The following is a 15,250-nucleotide window of genomic DNA, read 5'->3' as shown; positions in this document are numbered from 1 at the left end:
TTACTTCCTCACTTTAATACAGAAATTTGGAGTAGAACGAAAGTTAATCTGTTGACTATAACTCAAAAGTTTTGGATTAATATTAGTATCAATTTCAACTTTTGTAGCACCAAATGATGTAAATACCTGTTTATCCCACTTAGGACGATCCACTTTACTTAATGGTAATTGTTTTGCAATCTTTTCCATAGTAGAAATATCGGTACCCTGATAATAGTCATTCACATGAGCAATTTTCGCTTGGCGACGGTCAAAGTTATATGCCTTTTTTCCGACGTTTGAATAGAGGTAGTGATACCAATTAGCATCAAAGTTCATTAATATCCCATTAGGTCTTAATACACGATACCACTCATACAAAGCTAATTCTGGCTTTTCTAAATTCCAAGTTAAGTTACGGCTTACAATTAAATCAACACTACAATCCTCATAATTTAACTCAGTAGCATCCATTACCTGCGTATTAATTTTCACACCTAACATTTGAGCATTATGTTTAGCATGCTTTAACATGGTCCTATTGATATCAATCGCTGTTACACGATATCCCAATTCTGCTAAAAGTATTGCTAAAAAACCAGGACCTGTTCCTATGTCTAGTACAGTTGTTTCTGATCTCGGGTTAAATAAATTATCTCGAAAATATGATTTCCAATTTTCAGTATTAGGATTTCGTAATTCTGATAAATGTTGCTGACCATAACTAGCAGCACGCTCAGTCCAATATTGAGTATTTAGCACAGAAAGACTCATCTTCATTTCTCCAATCTTTCTAGCCACTTAGTTATCTTCCCATTAATCAGTATAATAAAAATAATATTATTTACAAGTTTTTTATAATCAATCTAAAATAGTTTTTTCCAATATAAAAACACCCTTCACAATTTTGCAAAAAGTGCTTCTATATAGATTATTAATAACTTAATCCACACAAAGTTTCTTGATTGCCTGAGCATAAATTTCCATTGCTTTATACATATCTGGCAATGGCCACTGTTCATTGGCTTGATGCATATAATCTGGTGTTGTTGGTAACATTCCCCCAAAGGCAACACAATTATTCATCGTTCGGGCAAAGGTTGCTCCACCAGAAATTTGCGGTTCAGCATCAACATCCCCAGTTTGTTCTTTATAAACTTTCATCAAAGTTTGCACTAATTTACTGTCTTTTGGAACATACAGTGGTGCTAAATAATCAAAATGAACATACTTCAGATCGTAAGCTGCTACCTGCTCACTTAGTTTTGCTAGCAAATTATCGCGATCGATCGTTACGGGAATTCGTAAATCAATTTGCATCCTCGTTTCATTTTCATTAATCTCAAGACTAGAAATATTGAAAGTTAATTGTCCAGACTCGTCGTGAATATCACCAAGAACATTGCTTCCTGTCGCATCTTCTTTAAATAACTTACCAATAAAATCGAGGGGCTTAAAATCAAAAACATCATCAAGCGCAATCGCTAACCGCAAAACAGCATTCGTTCCTTCTGGTGCCATCATCGCATGAACAGACTTGCCAATAACAGTAATTGAATTGCCATCAGTCGTATATTCAAAGCCATGCTTATCTAAAGCAGCCTTCACTTCGTCCTGCTTTGGGCCATCATACACTGCACTATCTGGGACAGCATTAAACGCATTTTTCAAGTTGAGCTTTAATTTATCTGTTCCTGGGCCAACGAGATAAGATTGTTGCAACCCCTTTTCAGCATAAATTAATGGAAATTCAGCATCCGGAGAAATCCCACTATCAATTGGTGCTTCCTTTTTATTGTATTCAGCAATTCCGCGCCATAGGATTTCTTCATCCGTTCCATAAATAAAACGAATTCGTTGATTAAATTGATATCCTTGATCCATTAATGCTTTAACAGCATATAAAGCTGCAATCCCTGGACCTTTATCATCTTGTGATCCTCGTCCATAAACTGCATCATTGATTACTGTGCCCTTAAATGGATCATGTTTCCATTTACCTAAATCACCTGCCGGAACCGTATCAAGATGACAAATTACACCAAAAATTTTGTCCCCGCTACCAACTTCCGCATAGCCATAATACCCATCTGGATCTTCATAGGTCTTAAGTCCTAACTCATCACAAATTTTCATCATTTCATCGAGAGCGTTACGAATTCCTCTGCCAAATGGTGCGCCTTCTTCTGTTGGTTGATTATATGATGGAACAGAAATTAGTCGTTCTAAAGTTTTAACCGCAGCTTTTTGTTCATCTTCTGTAATAATTTTATCCATTCAAATCTCCTCCTAGAGCAAGGCAGCAATTCCTAAGAATAAGCACGTAGCAATAAAGAGATAAATCATTAATTTCAGCATCCATTTCCACCAAATGCCGACATTAATATGAGCAATCGCTAATGCCCCCATAACAACTCCTGAAGTTGGGGTAATAAGGTTAACCCAACCTGAAGCTGCTTGATAGGCAGTAATAACAAGGCTACCTGAAACATGCGCGAAATGCCCCATCGGTCCGATAATTCCCATTGTCGCCGCGGCTAAACCGGATGTTGATGGGATTAAGAATGACATTGGGATATAGAAAATATAAGTCAAAATGATAAAGATCGTTTGTGATAATCCATGAAGCCCCAATTCTCCCCAATGAAGAACTGTACCAGTAATCATCCCATTATTCATTATTACTTGAATCCCCCGTGCAACTGCCACAATAATTGCAACACTCAAGAAATCTCTCATTCCAGACATGAAGGCATCGATGAATTCGCTTTCTTTCATATGGTAAACAGCCATAATCAAGACTGACATGAAAAGGAAGAGCATAGTAATCTCGTTGAAGTACCAGGTTCCAAGGGGTGCCATATCATGACCTAATAAATCGCCTAAAAACGGAATATTAACTAACCACTTTGTAAATTTATCGAAAAATGTCCAATGACTATTAAGGTTTGACCATGGAATCAGCCCCAGAATCATCACCACAAAAGTAATCCCAAATAGCCAAATAACTGTCTTTTGTCGGCCGCTCATCTTATGGTCATCATTAGGATCAGCCTTGACTAAAAAGTGTTTTTCGTCTTCTGCTCGTTGATTGTAAACCAATGATTTAGTGGGGTCCTTTTTAATTACTGATGCGTAGTGATAAACGTAAATGATACTAATCGTTATAGTAATGATTAAAAGTATTACCCGGGAAACTAAACCATCACCGGGAGAAATATTTAATGTTTGAGAAGCTACTCCGGTGGCAAAGGGATTAACGGTTGAAGCCAGACAACCAACTTGGCTTCCCACTAAGGCAATAGCAACCGCCACAATTGAGTCAAAGCCAACCCCCATCATCACAGGGATCAATAAAGGATAGAAAGCAATTGTTTCTTCTCCCATTCCATATGTTGATCCACCAAGAGCAAACAGAAGCATTAAAATTGGAATCAGTTGTTTTTCCCGTCCTCTATACCGGCGAACAATCGAGCCAATTCCTTCATTTAAGGCATTCGTCTTATTGACTACCCCCAGAAATCCACCGATAACAAGAATAAATAGTGATACTGAGATAGCTCCATCTGTCTTTTTATCGCCGACCATCCCGATCACCGGTGCCATAAAGATGTCCCAAATTCCTTGAGGCTTGTTTATAACTGCCTTATATGTACCAGAAATAATATTCCCTGCTTTATCCGTCTCATATGTTCCTGCTGGTATAATCCACGTTAAAATTGCAATTAAAATAATAATTAAAAATAAAATTGTAAACGCAGAGGGCATATGAAAGTGATGTTTTTTCTTTGTCTGTGTTTCTTGCACAATAACCGCCTCTTTTGTAAAATTAATATCAATTTTATTTTAATTCAGTTTGAAAACGGCTTCAACTTAATCTAAGAATATTATCCTTAAAGAATGCTATAATTACCTTGTAGTAATTTTAAGGAGGATGAAGCTAATGGTAATGAATCCCAGTAAAGCTCAAGACGTTTGGAAAGACTCTGGTGAACACGTCCAATTTACTGTACTAGAATTAAAACGCCAGGATCGGGCAAAAGAACAGGAAGCAATTAAGGAATTTGTCGAGCGTTTCCAGGCTATTACCCGTTCTCTTCGAATTCGTGACAATAAAGGTAATTTAAAGGTCGCACTTGGTTTTAGCAGCGATGCATGGGACTACCTCTTCCCTAATGCCCCTAAGCCTAAAGAACTAGAAGCCTATCAAACACTTACTGGTCCGAAATATAAAATGCCGGCTGCTGAAGGAGATATCTTCCTCCACATTCGTGCTAATGATGAAGCAGTTGTTTATGAGTTTATGGCACAAATTATGCTTTTTATTAAGGACATTACTAACGTTGTTGATGAAACAAAGGGATTCCGCTATTTTGAAGGCCGGGCTATTATTGGCTTTATTGATGGGACCGAAAATCCTGAACCACAAGATGCTGCTGAATATGCCATTATCGGTGATGAGGATCCTGCTTTTGAAAATGGCTCATATGCTTTTGCCCAAAAATGGCGACATAATATGAATATTTGGAATAAGCTAACTACTGAAGATCAAGAAAAGGCTGTCGGGCGAAAGAAGTTTTCTGACCTAGAACTAAGTGAACAGGAAAAGTTTAAGAACGCCCACAATGTCGCTTCCCAAGCTGAAATTAATGGTGTTGAACAGAAGATTGTACGTATGAATGTTCCATATTCAGACCCTGCATCCGGCAACACCGGAACATTCTTTATCGGCTATTCACGTCATTGGACAGTCACTAAGAAGATGCTTGAAAATATGCTTGAGCAAAATGACTATCTCCTAACTTTCTCTGATATTTTAGGTGGTCAACTCTTCTTTATTCCTTCGCGTCCAATGTTGGATCAAATTGCTGATGGTGAAATAAATTAATTATTGATAATTTATTTTTAACTTGCTATATTTAGTGCATTGAATTTTAGGAGGGATCATCCATTGAAATTTTAATTCTACACAATTTAACGTATCGCTTACTGTGGATTAACACGGGGAGATACTCTGGGTAGAATTGTATTCAATGACTGATCGTAATGAACCTAGTGCGATATTAATTACCATTAGTTTAAAAGTCTGCCCAGAGTGGTGGGCTTTTTTTACTACCCACCCTTTCTCCCCGTATACATGAAAGGGTGATTTTTTTGATAGAACCAATTACGATTAACAACTTAACTTTTGCCTATCCCGGACAAGCACCGCTCTTTAAGGATTGCAGTTTAAATCTCAGCAGTGACTGGAAGCTAGGGCTATTAGGACGAAATGGGCGCGGCAAAACAACCTTTTTCAAGATATTACAAAACTGCCTTGACTATCGAGGTCAGGTTCAAACAAATTTAAAATTCGGTTATTATCCATTTGACGTTGCAGATCCTGATGATTTTGTTTGAAATAACCTAAGCAACATGGTTCCCCAGCTTGAACAATGGCAAGTCGAACGAGAGCTTAATTTGATGCACACCGATTCTAGTTTATTATGGCAGCCCATTTAACACCCTTAGTGGCGGTGAACAAACACGAGTAATGCTCGCTTGCTTATTTGCTCAAGAAGGGATCTTCCCCTTGCTTGATGAACCGACAAATCACCTTGATCAAGCAGGACGGTCATTGATTGCTCAGTACCTTAAACAAAAGAAGGGCGGATTCATTATTACTAGTCATGATCAAACATTTCTCGATGAAATTATTGATCATACATTAGTGATTGAGCAGCATCAACTAGTTCTCGACAAGGGAAATTACAGTAATCACTTTGCTCAAAAACAACGGCGGGATAATACAGCAATTAGTACTAATGAACAGCTTTTAAAAGATATCCACCATCTTAAATAGGTCCGCCAAACAAAACAGCAATGGGCACAACAAGCCGAAAACGAGAAGAAAAATAATTCACACGCAGATAAGGGGTTCATTAGTGCAAAAGCTGCTAAGATGATGAAAAAGTCAACAATTATGAAGGGCCGCCTTGATAAGGCAATTGAAGATCGGCAAGGCCTTTTGCAAGAGGTTGAAAAGGTCGTCCCGCTTACAATCAACCTTCAGCCTACCCATCATCAGACTTTACTTAGTATCGACAAACTTTCCCTAAATTTTCCTGGACATCCTCTTTGTAGCAACCTTTCATTAAAAGTCGGCAATCATGAACAAGTCATCCTTTGCGGTAACAATGGAAATGGGAAATCAAGCTTATTTCATGCTATTCTTGGTGATTTTAACGGTACGCAGGATGGACAAATCACAATTGGCAGTAATATTAAAATTAGTGTTGTTCGGCAAAATTATATATATAACCATGGCAGCCTTCAAGATTTTGCCAAAAATAGCAAAATTGATTATGATACCTTTCTTAACCTTCTCCGTAAACTCGGAATGGTGCGATCAACATTTAATGTTCCGATTGAGCAAATGAGTATGGGGCAGCAAAAGAAAGTTGAACTCGCCCGTTCTTTGGCGCAACCCGTCCACCTATACTTACGGGACGAACCACTAAACTACCTTGATACTTATAATCAAGAACAAATTATAAAATTGATTCAAGAAATTCGTCCACCAATGTTAATCATCGAGCACGACAAAAACATTATTGATCATGTTGCAACACGAAAAATTCAAATTTAATTTCCCGGGAAATAATAAAGAGATTAGAATAGCGCTTATTATCCTAATCTCTTTTCCTTATCCTAAATGTAATTCTGTAAACCACTCTAAAAACAGCGGGAACCATTTACCCATGTGTTCATCAACACGGTCATCATTGACGATTCCCGTATACTCATTAGCCAGGGCAATTCCGTGTCCGCCCGTACTAAATTCGTGAAGTTCAAATGGCACATCATGCTTAACCAAGGCATCGACGTAAACGTGTAAATGATCCACAAATGGTGTCACCTTGTCCTTAATTGATCCCCACATAAATGTTGGCGGTGTTTGGGCCGTAACTAGGTTTGCAACATTCTCTGTTGTTACCCCCATTCGTTCATCAATTGTAGGTTGGATAACCGGATACCCTAATGCAGCAAATTTTGCTTTTGAAGCTGACGCATTACTGTAAGCTGCAGCAACCTGCCCACCAGCCGAGAAACCGATGATCCCCAGTTGCTGAGTGTTAACATCTAATTCTTCCGCATGAGTTGTAATATAATCAAACGCTTGAGCAACAGCAATCTTTGCTTGTTCATAATTTTTATGTTCAAGTACTGGATAGCGAACGACAAATGTTTGCCATGCGTGAGTTGCAAAAGTTAACGCAACACGTTCAGAGTCACGTTCCATAATCTGGTTATAGCTCCCGCCAGGCAAAATCACGATTGCTGGTAATGCACGGTCCGTTTTACTGTGGTAAATATCAAGAGAAGAGTGTGGTTGTGTTAATTTTATATTTTGAAAATCCATTTTTACACCTCTGTTTATTTCTACTATTTTAAGCACAAAGCAATGCTATACCTTATAGTATAAACATAAAATCGATAAAGATTAGTAAAACACATTGCTAAAAAATAATTTAACTATATTAACAATCTACCAATGAACTACACACCGACTAAAGTCGGTGGTTTCTGGGAACATGAAGTAGTATTTAGGTTTTTACATGTGTATTCACAATACCTAACTTACGGAACTTCACTCTTTTACCATGGCTAGTTCCTAGCCAATAGCGTCTATTCCCTTGTTTAAGATATTAACTGCCGCATTAATATCTCTATCATGATGAATCCCACACTTAGGACAGGTCCATTCTTCTTCGCCAAGAACAATCTTGGAACTACCATGTTTCCCCATCACAAAGCCACATTGGTGGCAGGTTTGTGTTGTAAGATTTGGCTTAACAGTTACTAGCTTCTTACCATACCAAGCACATTTGTATTCAAGCATCGCTCGGAATTGGTACCAACTTGCATTAGCAATTGATTTAGCTAGATGATGATTCTTTTGAAGGTTCTTGGCTTTCAAATCTTCAATGACAATCACGTCATACTTTTTCACCAAATTAGTTGTTAGCTTATGCAAGTAGTCTTTTCGCTTATTTGCTATCCGTTGCTGATAGCGAGCCTTTTGTTTTCGTGCCCGTTGCCAGTTTTGATAGTCATCCAGTTCTTCTTTAACCGTTTTATGGTTATGATTCCATTGCCTTTGGGCAATCGTTGCTAAATATTTACGCTTGGCATATTTGCTTTGCCAAACGAGCGCTTGTCTTTCTAACCATTTAGCATTAAAAGTACCAAACTTTTCTCCATCAGAACTAATTGCTAAATCAGCTATTCCAACATCAATGCCAACTTTTTTACCTGTTTTAGGTAGTGAGAGTGGTTTTGGTGCTTCTAACTGTAACGATAGATAATACCGACCAGTAGCATCATGGCTAACAGTATAACGTTTAATTTTACAGTTAGTTAATTGATTAGTTTTGCTAGACTTGATAACGCCTAACTTTGGCAATTTTAAGTAACGCTTAGCAACCACAGAAATCGTAGATTTTCCCGTATATGCTTGTTTAGCTGTCCGTCTACTCTTAAACTGCGGATAACCACCACGATGCTTAAATAGCATTTTAAATGCTTGATCAAGATTATGATTAACAATTTGTAAGCTTGATGAATCGCTATCCTTCAAGAACGGATATTCTTGTTTTAATCGTTTTAACAAAGCATCCATTTGATAGCCATTTATAAATTGGCTACTTGGATTGTTTTGATAGCGTTGCTTAGCCATTCCTAACATTTGATTCCAAACAAAGCGGTTATTACCAAACATTTGCCATAGTTTATCTTTTTGATTTTCGTTTGGATATAAACGAATCTTAATGCCTTTTAGCATCTTTTCACCCCCTTTCCGTAATCAAATTATAGCAAAATAAAGGCTTTCATCCCATGACTAAAGTCACGGGCTTTCTGCCTAATTTATATCAGTAAATTTTATTTGTAATGAGAAGGCTTTCTCTTTGTTTTCCCCTTGTTTATTAAGTCACTTTTGTTAAAGTTATAAAGGATATTATTTTATGGAGGTTAGAGAATCTTATGAGTATCATGAAGACTAGGTCATTTTGGCTAGCTGCTGTAATGACTTTAATCTGTTCCGTTGCGGGAGTACTTTTAGCTAAGCTCCCCTACGTTAATCTTATTGGGGCCTTGGTTATCGCCTTGCTCCTAGGTATTGCAATGCAAGTAGTACCATCGAGTATTAGGACTGAAGCTGCAGGTGGAATTGGGTTTATCTCAAATAAGTTCTTACGACTGGGAATTATCTTACTTGGTTTCCGTTTGAACCTTGAAAAGCTCGCCGCTGCAGGTGTTAAAACGATTTTAGTTGCAGCTGTCGGCGTTACTGGAACCATTATCCTTACTTACTGGTTAAGCCGTAAGTTTGGGGCTGAAGATGAATTGGCTATCTTATCAGCATGTGGTTGCGGAATCTGTGGTGCTGCTGCCGTAATGGGAGTTTCACCACAAATTGAAGCAACTGATGAAGAACGAAAACGCGAAAATGAAGTTCTTGCAGTTGCCGTTGTTTGTGTAATGGGAACAGTTTTTACCCTAATCGAAATTGGAATAAAACCACTGCTTGGACTAAGTGATCCGCAATTTGGAATTGTTGCCGGGGGATCATTACACGAAATTGCTCATGCTGTTGCTGCCGGTGGTGCATTTGGCGAAGCAAGTCTCGATAATGCTTTAATTATGAAGCTTTCACGGGTCCTTTTACTTGCACCGGTTGCATTAATTGTCGGTTACTGGTATCAACATCGTCTAGTCAAAGAAAGTGAAGAAGAACACACTAAAGAACCAAAGAAACTTCCTATTCCATGGTTCTTAGGCGGTTTTATCCTAACGAGTGTATTAGGAACATTTCTTCCTTTCTCTCCTGCCTTTCTCGACGCGCTTGTACAAGCTGCTTATATTTTCTTGGGAATGGCCATGGCTGCTCTTGGTGTTTCCGTTAACTTTAAGGTTATCTTTAAGCGTGGCGGTGCTGTTTTCGGAGCTGCCGCAATTAGTTCAGTTTGCTTATTAGTATTTATGATTGTAATGAGTAAGTTATTCTTCTAAAAACTAACAAAACGTTAAATCAAGGATTATTATTCCCCAGATTTAACGTTTTTTCATTATCTAATTGATTTGCCTAAGTCATACGCTTCTTCAACGTGTTTAGCCAATTTTTGTTCATTCCATGAATCGGCTGCCAAAACACTGCCTACTTTATCCCACCGCATATAGTTTAATAATTGGTCAAAATAGAGATTAAGGGAAGCAAATGCGTCTTCTTAACCATATCCGCTTACTAGAGTAACTGCTTTTTTATTACCATGAAGTTTGTGGTTATAGTTGTAAAAACGATCGATTACTGCCTTTAGTGCTACGTTAATCCCATAATAATAAAGCGAACTAACGAGGACAACCATATCGGCGTCTAGTAGCTTCGGCATCACTTCTTTAGTAATTATATCGCTTGGTTCAATCGCCATCTCTTGTCCTAGATGGTTATCCGCTAACTTAATCATCGAAAATTCATTAACTCGCCGACCTGCATCAAATCGATAAACTTCATTTCCAGCCGCAGAAGCTCCTTTAACAAAAGCATCCGCTAATTGCTACGAGGTTCCCGGATGGTGTGGACTACCTGTTAGTACAACAATTTTCATTACTACCGCATCCTTTCTTACTTAATTATAGTAATAATCAAGTTAAATTAAAAATAGAAAACCTGTATATGAAAGCATAGTTAAAGTGCATTAACGCCACCAAACGAGAAGCTTTAGCCAATCAAAATGGTAAGAATTTCGCCCTTTCTTAATATATGAGCGGTCTGTAATGAAATGAAAAATATTCATGTTCTAAACCTCATATATATGTTCACTCAAGTAGCGTTCGCTAGAATCAGGGAAGATCGTTACCAAATTAGCCTCTGCTGGTAATTCCCTTGCTACCGCCAAACTTGCCGCCAAGGCTGCTCCGCTAGAACTACCAATGAATAGACCGAGATGTTTAGCAACCCACCGTACATAGTAAAAGGCATCATCATCACTGATCGTTTTTACCCCGGTATAATCTAAATCCTTGAAAAATGGTGGAATAAACTCCACTCCAATTCCTTCTGTACGGTGACGATGGGCTGGGCCACCATTTAAAATCGATCCGGCTGGTTCAACAATATAGCCTTTCAATCCTGAGTAAACATCTTGGAGCGCCTTTTGAATCCCCGCAAAAGTGCCACCACTTCCTGCACCAGCTACAAAGGCCGCCAGCGGTTTATTAGTAAGGTCAGCTAAAATTTCTGGTCCTAAGGTGTGCTGATAAACATCAGGATTCGCTGGATTCTGGAATTGTAAAGGCACGTACGCATCCCCGATTTCAGCAGCCAATTCTTTTGCAGCCGCAATTGCTCCTTTGATCCCTTTTTCACTCGGGGTATTAATCACTTCGGCTCCCAACGCACGCATTAATGTTTGCTTTTCAAAACTAAACTTTTCTGGTACCACTAATTTAACTAGTAAATGGTATTTTAGTGCTGCTAAAGCGACTCCAATCCCTGTATTTCCGGCAGTTGGCTCGATGATTGTCGTTGTATCTTTTATTTTTCCTTCTTCCATTCCTCGCTGGATTAGCGCCATCCCCAAACGATCCTTGATACTGCCACCTGGGTTAAACATTTCGAGCTTAGCATAAATATTAACGTCATTCGGAGTCTTCATCGGCAAGTGCATCAAGGGGGTGTGACCAATCAAATCATAAGTATTTTCAACTAACATAATAGTTCCTTCTTCCTCAGAAAAGTAAGTGGGAATTAACCTCCTCGACAAGGCGGTGGGCTAAGGATAGAACGGTGATTAGCACGACACGGGCTGATTATCGTTCGAACTTAGCCTCGAGCCTTGTGGCGACGCGAAGCTAGTTCCACGATATCGTAACAATATACCTATAAAAAACGAGGCTGTTGAAAAAACAAAAGTTTTTTCTCAGCCTCGCCTTATGTGTTATCAACTTGATAGTAATTCAATTAAAAATGAGTATACCAAAAAGTGAGTCGCATAAGACGCGATTCACAACAACAAGTATTTGCGTTAACAAAATAATTGTTTTCCATTGGTAATTTCCTCGTATTTCAAATTACAGTAATAATAACTAGTTAAAAGTAAGTTGTCAAGAAAATTTATATGGACAGGTGTAAAATAAAAAAGAATTATTTTATAAAGCAGGAGCGATACCTATGAAAAAGAATGGACTACTATTAGTCAATCTCGGTTCACCCGATACGCCAACAACTCCCGACGTTAAACGTTATTTGAAAGAATTTCTGAGCGATCGGAATGTTATTGAAATGCCCCCAGCATTATGGCAGCCACTCCTTCGTGGGATTATTCTTCCAACTCGGTCATGGCGATCAGCGACTTTTTATCGTAATTGCTGGACAAAAGATGGGTCTCCATTGATTGTCTACACAGAACGGTTGGTTGCTAAGGTTCAGGAATTAATGCCGGAGTGGGTTGTCAAAATGGCAATGACCTATGGCAAGCCTAAAATTAGCGATACAATTACCGAAATGAAAAAGGAATGTCAAAATATTACAGTTTTGCCGCTCTTCCCTTTTTTTACTAAAAGTACAACCCAAACGGTTATTGACAAGGTAAAGGATGCTGATCCAGAAGCGAAAATAATTGATCGTTTCTCGGCCGAAGAAGATTATTTAGACTTATTGGCTAAGCAAATTCAAACGGCATGGGATAGAGGAAAATATGATAAATTACTTATTTCGTATCATGGAATTCCGACAGCTATGGTTAATCATGGTGATCCTTATCGCGATGAAACCGAAGCGGCCACCGCGGAACTAATTAAACGTCTTGACATTCCTGAAAAGCAAATTAAGATGGCTTACCAATCTAAGTTTGGCCCAATGCCATGGTTAAAACCTTACCTCCGGAACACGCTGCTTAATGAGGCACAACTTGGACATCGTGATGTGTTAGTCGTCGCTCCATCATTTGTGGCGGACTGTTTAGAAACATTAGAAGAAGATCAAGTGCAAAACTATCAGGTCTTTCGTGAAAATGGCGGAAATAACCTTGTAATGGTGCCTTCGCTCAATGACTCACCAGAATTTGCTCAGTTTATTACTGATCTTGTGCAACGAAAGGGATAAAAATGGAACGAAAAAGTTTAGACGAAATCAATGGAAGTGTTGATGTTCCAAATGTCTATCAAAGTGCATTTTGGCAAAAGTTTCTCGCCTATAGTGGTCCGGGTGCTTTAGTCGCCGTTGGTTATATGGACCCAGGAAACTGGTTAACATCTCTTGCCGGTGGTAGCCAATACCGTTACCAACTATTAGCGGTCCTTTTTACCGCCATTTTAATCGCTATGTATATGCAGTCTTTATCAATCAAACTCGGCGTTACCACCCGAACCGACCTCGCTCAGGCGATTGCGCGACGTTTGCCTACTCCCCTGCGGATTGTCCTGTGGTTATTTAATGAAATAGCGATGATGGCAACTGACTTAACCGGAGTTGTTGGGACTGCTGTCGCTTTAAACATGTTATTCAAGCTGCCATTGCTTATCGGGGTGCTGTTAACAATTGCGGACGTTTTAGTAGTCCTTTTCTTCCTCCACTTTGGGATTCGCCGAATTGAATTTATCGTTTTAACTGCCATTCTGGTTGTCGGTGCCATCTTTGCGATTGAAGTTTGTCGGGCCCACCCTGAATTTTCCGCAATCATGGACGGTTTTGTTCCCCGTTCCACAATTTTTACTAATCACAGTGAGTTGCTAATTAGTTTAGGGATTGTCGGTGCCACGATTATGCCTCATAATATTTACCTTCATTCCTCCCTGGCACAAAGTCGACGCTACGATGAACATGATCCAAAGCAAGTCAAAGAAACGCTCCGTTTTGCTAACTGGGATTCATTAATTCATCTTTTTGCGGCCTTCATCGCCAACGCCCTTCTGCTTATCCTTGGTGGAACCCTCTTCTTTCATGCGGCAAGTCTCGGTAGTCTTGAGGACGTCTTTTTCGGGCTAAAAAATCCCCATATCGTTGGTACTCTAGCAAGTCCATTAATGAGTTGGCTCTTTGCCTTTGCTCTTTTGGTAACTGGTTTAATCTCCTCAATCACTAGCACCTTGGCCGGTCAAATTGTCATGGAAGGATTTATCAATATTCGCCTTCCACTCTGGAAACGGCGCCTCCTCACCCGAGCGGTTACCTTAGTGCCAATCCTAATTATCGGCTTCATGATCAATTTTAATGAAGAGCAATTTGAGCAACTCATCATTTATGCCCAGATTGTTCTGAGTATTGCCTTACCATTTACGCTCTATCCCCTTGTTGCTTTGACGGGCAATAAGAAACTGATGGGACCACACGTTAATTCACCATGGCAAACCGTCCTTGGCTATGTTTTAGCTAGTTTGGTCACGGGGTTGAACTTGCTGGTGTTGGTATAATTTTTGTTTATCATTATAAACCCAATAGATAGATACCCTTATTTTCAGTTATCAGTGTTTAAAAAAGCAATCAAATATTGTAAGATAATAATAAATTTTGTTGTAATTTTTGATGCAATAAAAGACTGGGCACTATTTACTTTTGGGAGAGTAATTTGATATTAAAAAATTTTATCTTCGGTGTGACGCTTTTATCAATCTCATTTTACAACTGAATTAAAGAAGCAGGGCTGAACGGTATTTATGTTCAAACCCTGCTTCTTTATTTTAGTTTCGTCGCGCGATCATCACGCGCTGTCCACCTATTTGTTTAACTTTAATATCTTTAAACCGATAATATTCCAGTAGTTGACGATAACGTTGCACAGTAGTAGCAGTAATCACGATGGTTCCCTTAAAAGCGAGAACCCTTATCGCCTCTTGCAAAACACGCCCTTGCGTAATTGCTGGTTTCACCTGCTGCAAATTACTAATCAGAACATAGTCAAACTGATGATCAGCGAAAGGCAAATTAGTGTTATCAGTCAATTCTACTTTCGCACGATCAGCTACTGCCTCTTCTTTGATCAGTTCTTTTACTTGCTGTACTTGCTTTTCATTTTTAACTATTCCCATAATTTTGCCGGGAGCAGTCAATTGCTTGGCAAGGTTAATAAACGTTTTTCCGTTGCCAATGCTCATATCAAGGATTTGAACATCCCCGCGTATCGATAAATCAGTACTTATCTTTTTCCAGACCTGTTGCCTTTGCCAGATCAACCATCCAATAATTCCAACAACTATAACAATTACGATCCCAATAACGACTATCAATTCTCTT

The 15,250-nt window shown here is 38.9% G+C and carries 14 protein-coding genes and 1 pseudogene; 7 read left to right on the top strand and 8 right to left on the bottom strand.

Annotation, left to right across the window (positions count from 1 at the left end; translation table 11 throughout):
* From CBG10_RS09745 to CBG10_RS09735, 3 genes are all read right to left on the bottom strand, one after another.
* Positions 1–780 (bottom strand): class I SAM-dependent methyltransferase, encoded by a 780-nt coding sequence (locus CBG10_RS09745; protein WP_094512473.1) that lies wholly within the window; start codon positions 778–780, stop codon positions 1–3.
* 141 nt (positions 781–921) lie between these two features.
* Positions 922–2,256, bottom strand: a complete 1,335-nt coding sequence (locus CBG10_RS09740; protein WP_094512471.1) for a dipeptidase — start codon at positions 2,254–2,256, stop codon at positions 922–924.
* Positions 2,257–2,268: 12 nt separating this feature from the next.
* On the bottom strand, positions 2,269–3,786 hold the full coding sequence (locus CBG10_RS09735) for a YfcC family protein (protein ID WP_094512470.1): 1,518 nt from the start codon (positions 3,784–3,786) through the stop codon (positions 2,269–2,271).
* 136 nt (positions 3,787–3,922) lie between these two features.
* Here CBG10_RS09735 and CBG10_RS09730 point away from each other — a divergent pair, with 136 nt between their 5' ends.
* The 4 genes from CBG10_RS09730 (at position 3,923) to CBG10_RS11620 (ending at position 6,607) form a co-directional block, all read left to right on the top strand.
* Positions 3,923–4,867, top strand: a complete 945-nt coding sequence (locus CBG10_RS09730) for a Dyp-type peroxidase (protein WP_094512468.1) — start codon at positions 3,923–3,925, stop codon at positions 4,865–4,867.
* Positions 4,868–5,133: 266 nt separating this feature from the next.
* Positions 5,134–5,379 (top strand): ATP-binding cassette domain-containing protein, encoded by a 246-nt coding sequence (locus CBG10_RS11630; protein ID WP_225359497.1) that lies wholly within the window; start codon positions 5,134–5,136, stop codon positions 5,377–5,379.
* A 133-nt stretch (positions 5,380–5,512) separates the two neighbouring features.
* Entirely contained in the window at positions 5,513–5,821 is a 309-nt protein-coding gene (locus tag CBG10_RS11625; RefSeq protein WP_225360045.1) for a hypothetical protein, read from the top strand.
* A 99-nt stretch (positions 5,822–5,920) separates the two neighbouring features.
* The gene (locus CBG10_RS11620; RefSeq protein ID WP_225361500.1) at positions 5,921–6,607 is read left to right on the top strand and encodes an ATP-binding cassette domain-containing protein; all 687 of its coding nucleotides are present in this window, start codon (positions 5,921–5,923) and stop codon (positions 6,605–6,607) included.
* Between the two features lie 57 nt (positions 6,608–6,664).
* On the opposite strand, the gene CBG10_RS09720 is transcribed toward CBG10_RS11620, so the two are convergent.
* Positions 6,665–7,381 carry an alpha/beta hydrolase gene (locus tag CBG10_RS09720; RefSeq protein WP_094512467.1) on the bottom strand — a complete coding sequence of 239 codons (717 nt, stop codon included), beginning with the start codon at positions 7,379–7,381 and terminating at the stop codon, positions 6,665–6,667.
* Between the two features lie 252 nt (positions 7,382–7,633).
* Complete coding sequence (locus CBG10_RS09715; RefSeq protein ID WP_094508470.1) at positions 7,634–8,803, bottom strand: RNA-guided endonuclease InsQ/TnpB family protein; 1,170 nt, start codon at positions 8,801–8,803, stop codon at positions 7,634–7,636.
* A gap of 200 nt (positions 8,804–9,003) precedes the next feature.
* Here CBG10_RS09715 and CBG10_RS09710 point away from each other — a divergent pair, with 200 nt between their 5' ends.
* On the top strand, positions 9,004–10,032 hold the full coding sequence (locus CBG10_RS09710) for a YeiH family protein (RefSeq protein ID WP_094502610.1): 1,029 nt from the start codon (positions 9,004–9,006) through the stop codon (positions 10,030–10,032).
* A gap of 56 nt (positions 10,033–10,088) precedes the next feature.
* Here the strand turns inward: CBG10_RS09710 and CBG10_RS09705 are convergent.
* Both CBG10_RS09705 and CBG10_RS09700 read right to left on the bottom strand, forming a co-directional pair.
* Positions 10,089–10,625 (bottom strand): annotated as a pseudogene (locus tag CBG10_RS09705) (flavodoxin family protein).
* Between the two features lie 192 nt (positions 10,626–10,817).
* A complete protein-coding gene (locus CBG10_RS09700) occupies positions 10,818–11,732 on the bottom strand; it encodes a PLP-dependent cysteine synthase family protein (protein ID WP_094512466.1) in 915 nt (304 codons plus the stop codon).
* Positions 11,733–12,190: 458 nt separating this feature from the next.
* On the opposite strand from CBG10_RS09700, the gene hemH reads away from it, so the two are divergent.
* Together hemH and CBG10_RS09690 are read left to right on the top strand one after the other, a co-directional pair.
* The gene (gene hemH / locus CBG10_RS09695; RefSeq protein ID WP_003664689.1) at positions 12,191–13,123 is read left to right on the top strand and encodes a ferrochelatase; all 933 of its coding nucleotides are present in this window, start codon (positions 12,191–12,193) and stop codon (positions 13,121–13,123) included.
* Between the two features lie 2 nt (positions 13,124–13,125).
* Positions 13,126–14,430: an Nramp family divalent metal transporter gene (locus tag CBG10_RS09690; RefSeq protein ID WP_094512464.1), complete on the top strand. Its 1,305-nt coding sequence runs from the start codon at positions 13,126–13,128 to the stop codon at positions 14,428–14,430.
* Positions 14,431–14,697: 267 nt separating this feature from the next.
* Here CBG10_RS09690 and CBG10_RS09685 read toward each other — a convergent pair whose 3' ends face one another.
* Positions 14,698–15,243: a class I SAM-dependent methyltransferase gene (locus CBG10_RS09685; protein ID WP_094512463.1), complete on the bottom strand. Its 546-nt coding sequence runs from the start codon at positions 15,241–15,243 to the stop codon at positions 14,698–14,700.
* Positions 15,244–15,250 lie beyond the last annotated feature (7 nt).

Origin of the sequence: Limosilactobacillus reuteri, from assembly GCF_002254085.1 — a bacterium.
In the GTDB taxonomy this organism is placed as follows: Bacteria; Bacillota; Bacilli; order Lactobacillales; family Lactobacillaceae; genus Limosilactobacillus; species Limosilactobacillus reuteri_K.
Note: the sequence above shows the minus strand (reverse complement) of the source record. Positions and strands in the feature narration are given on the sequence as shown.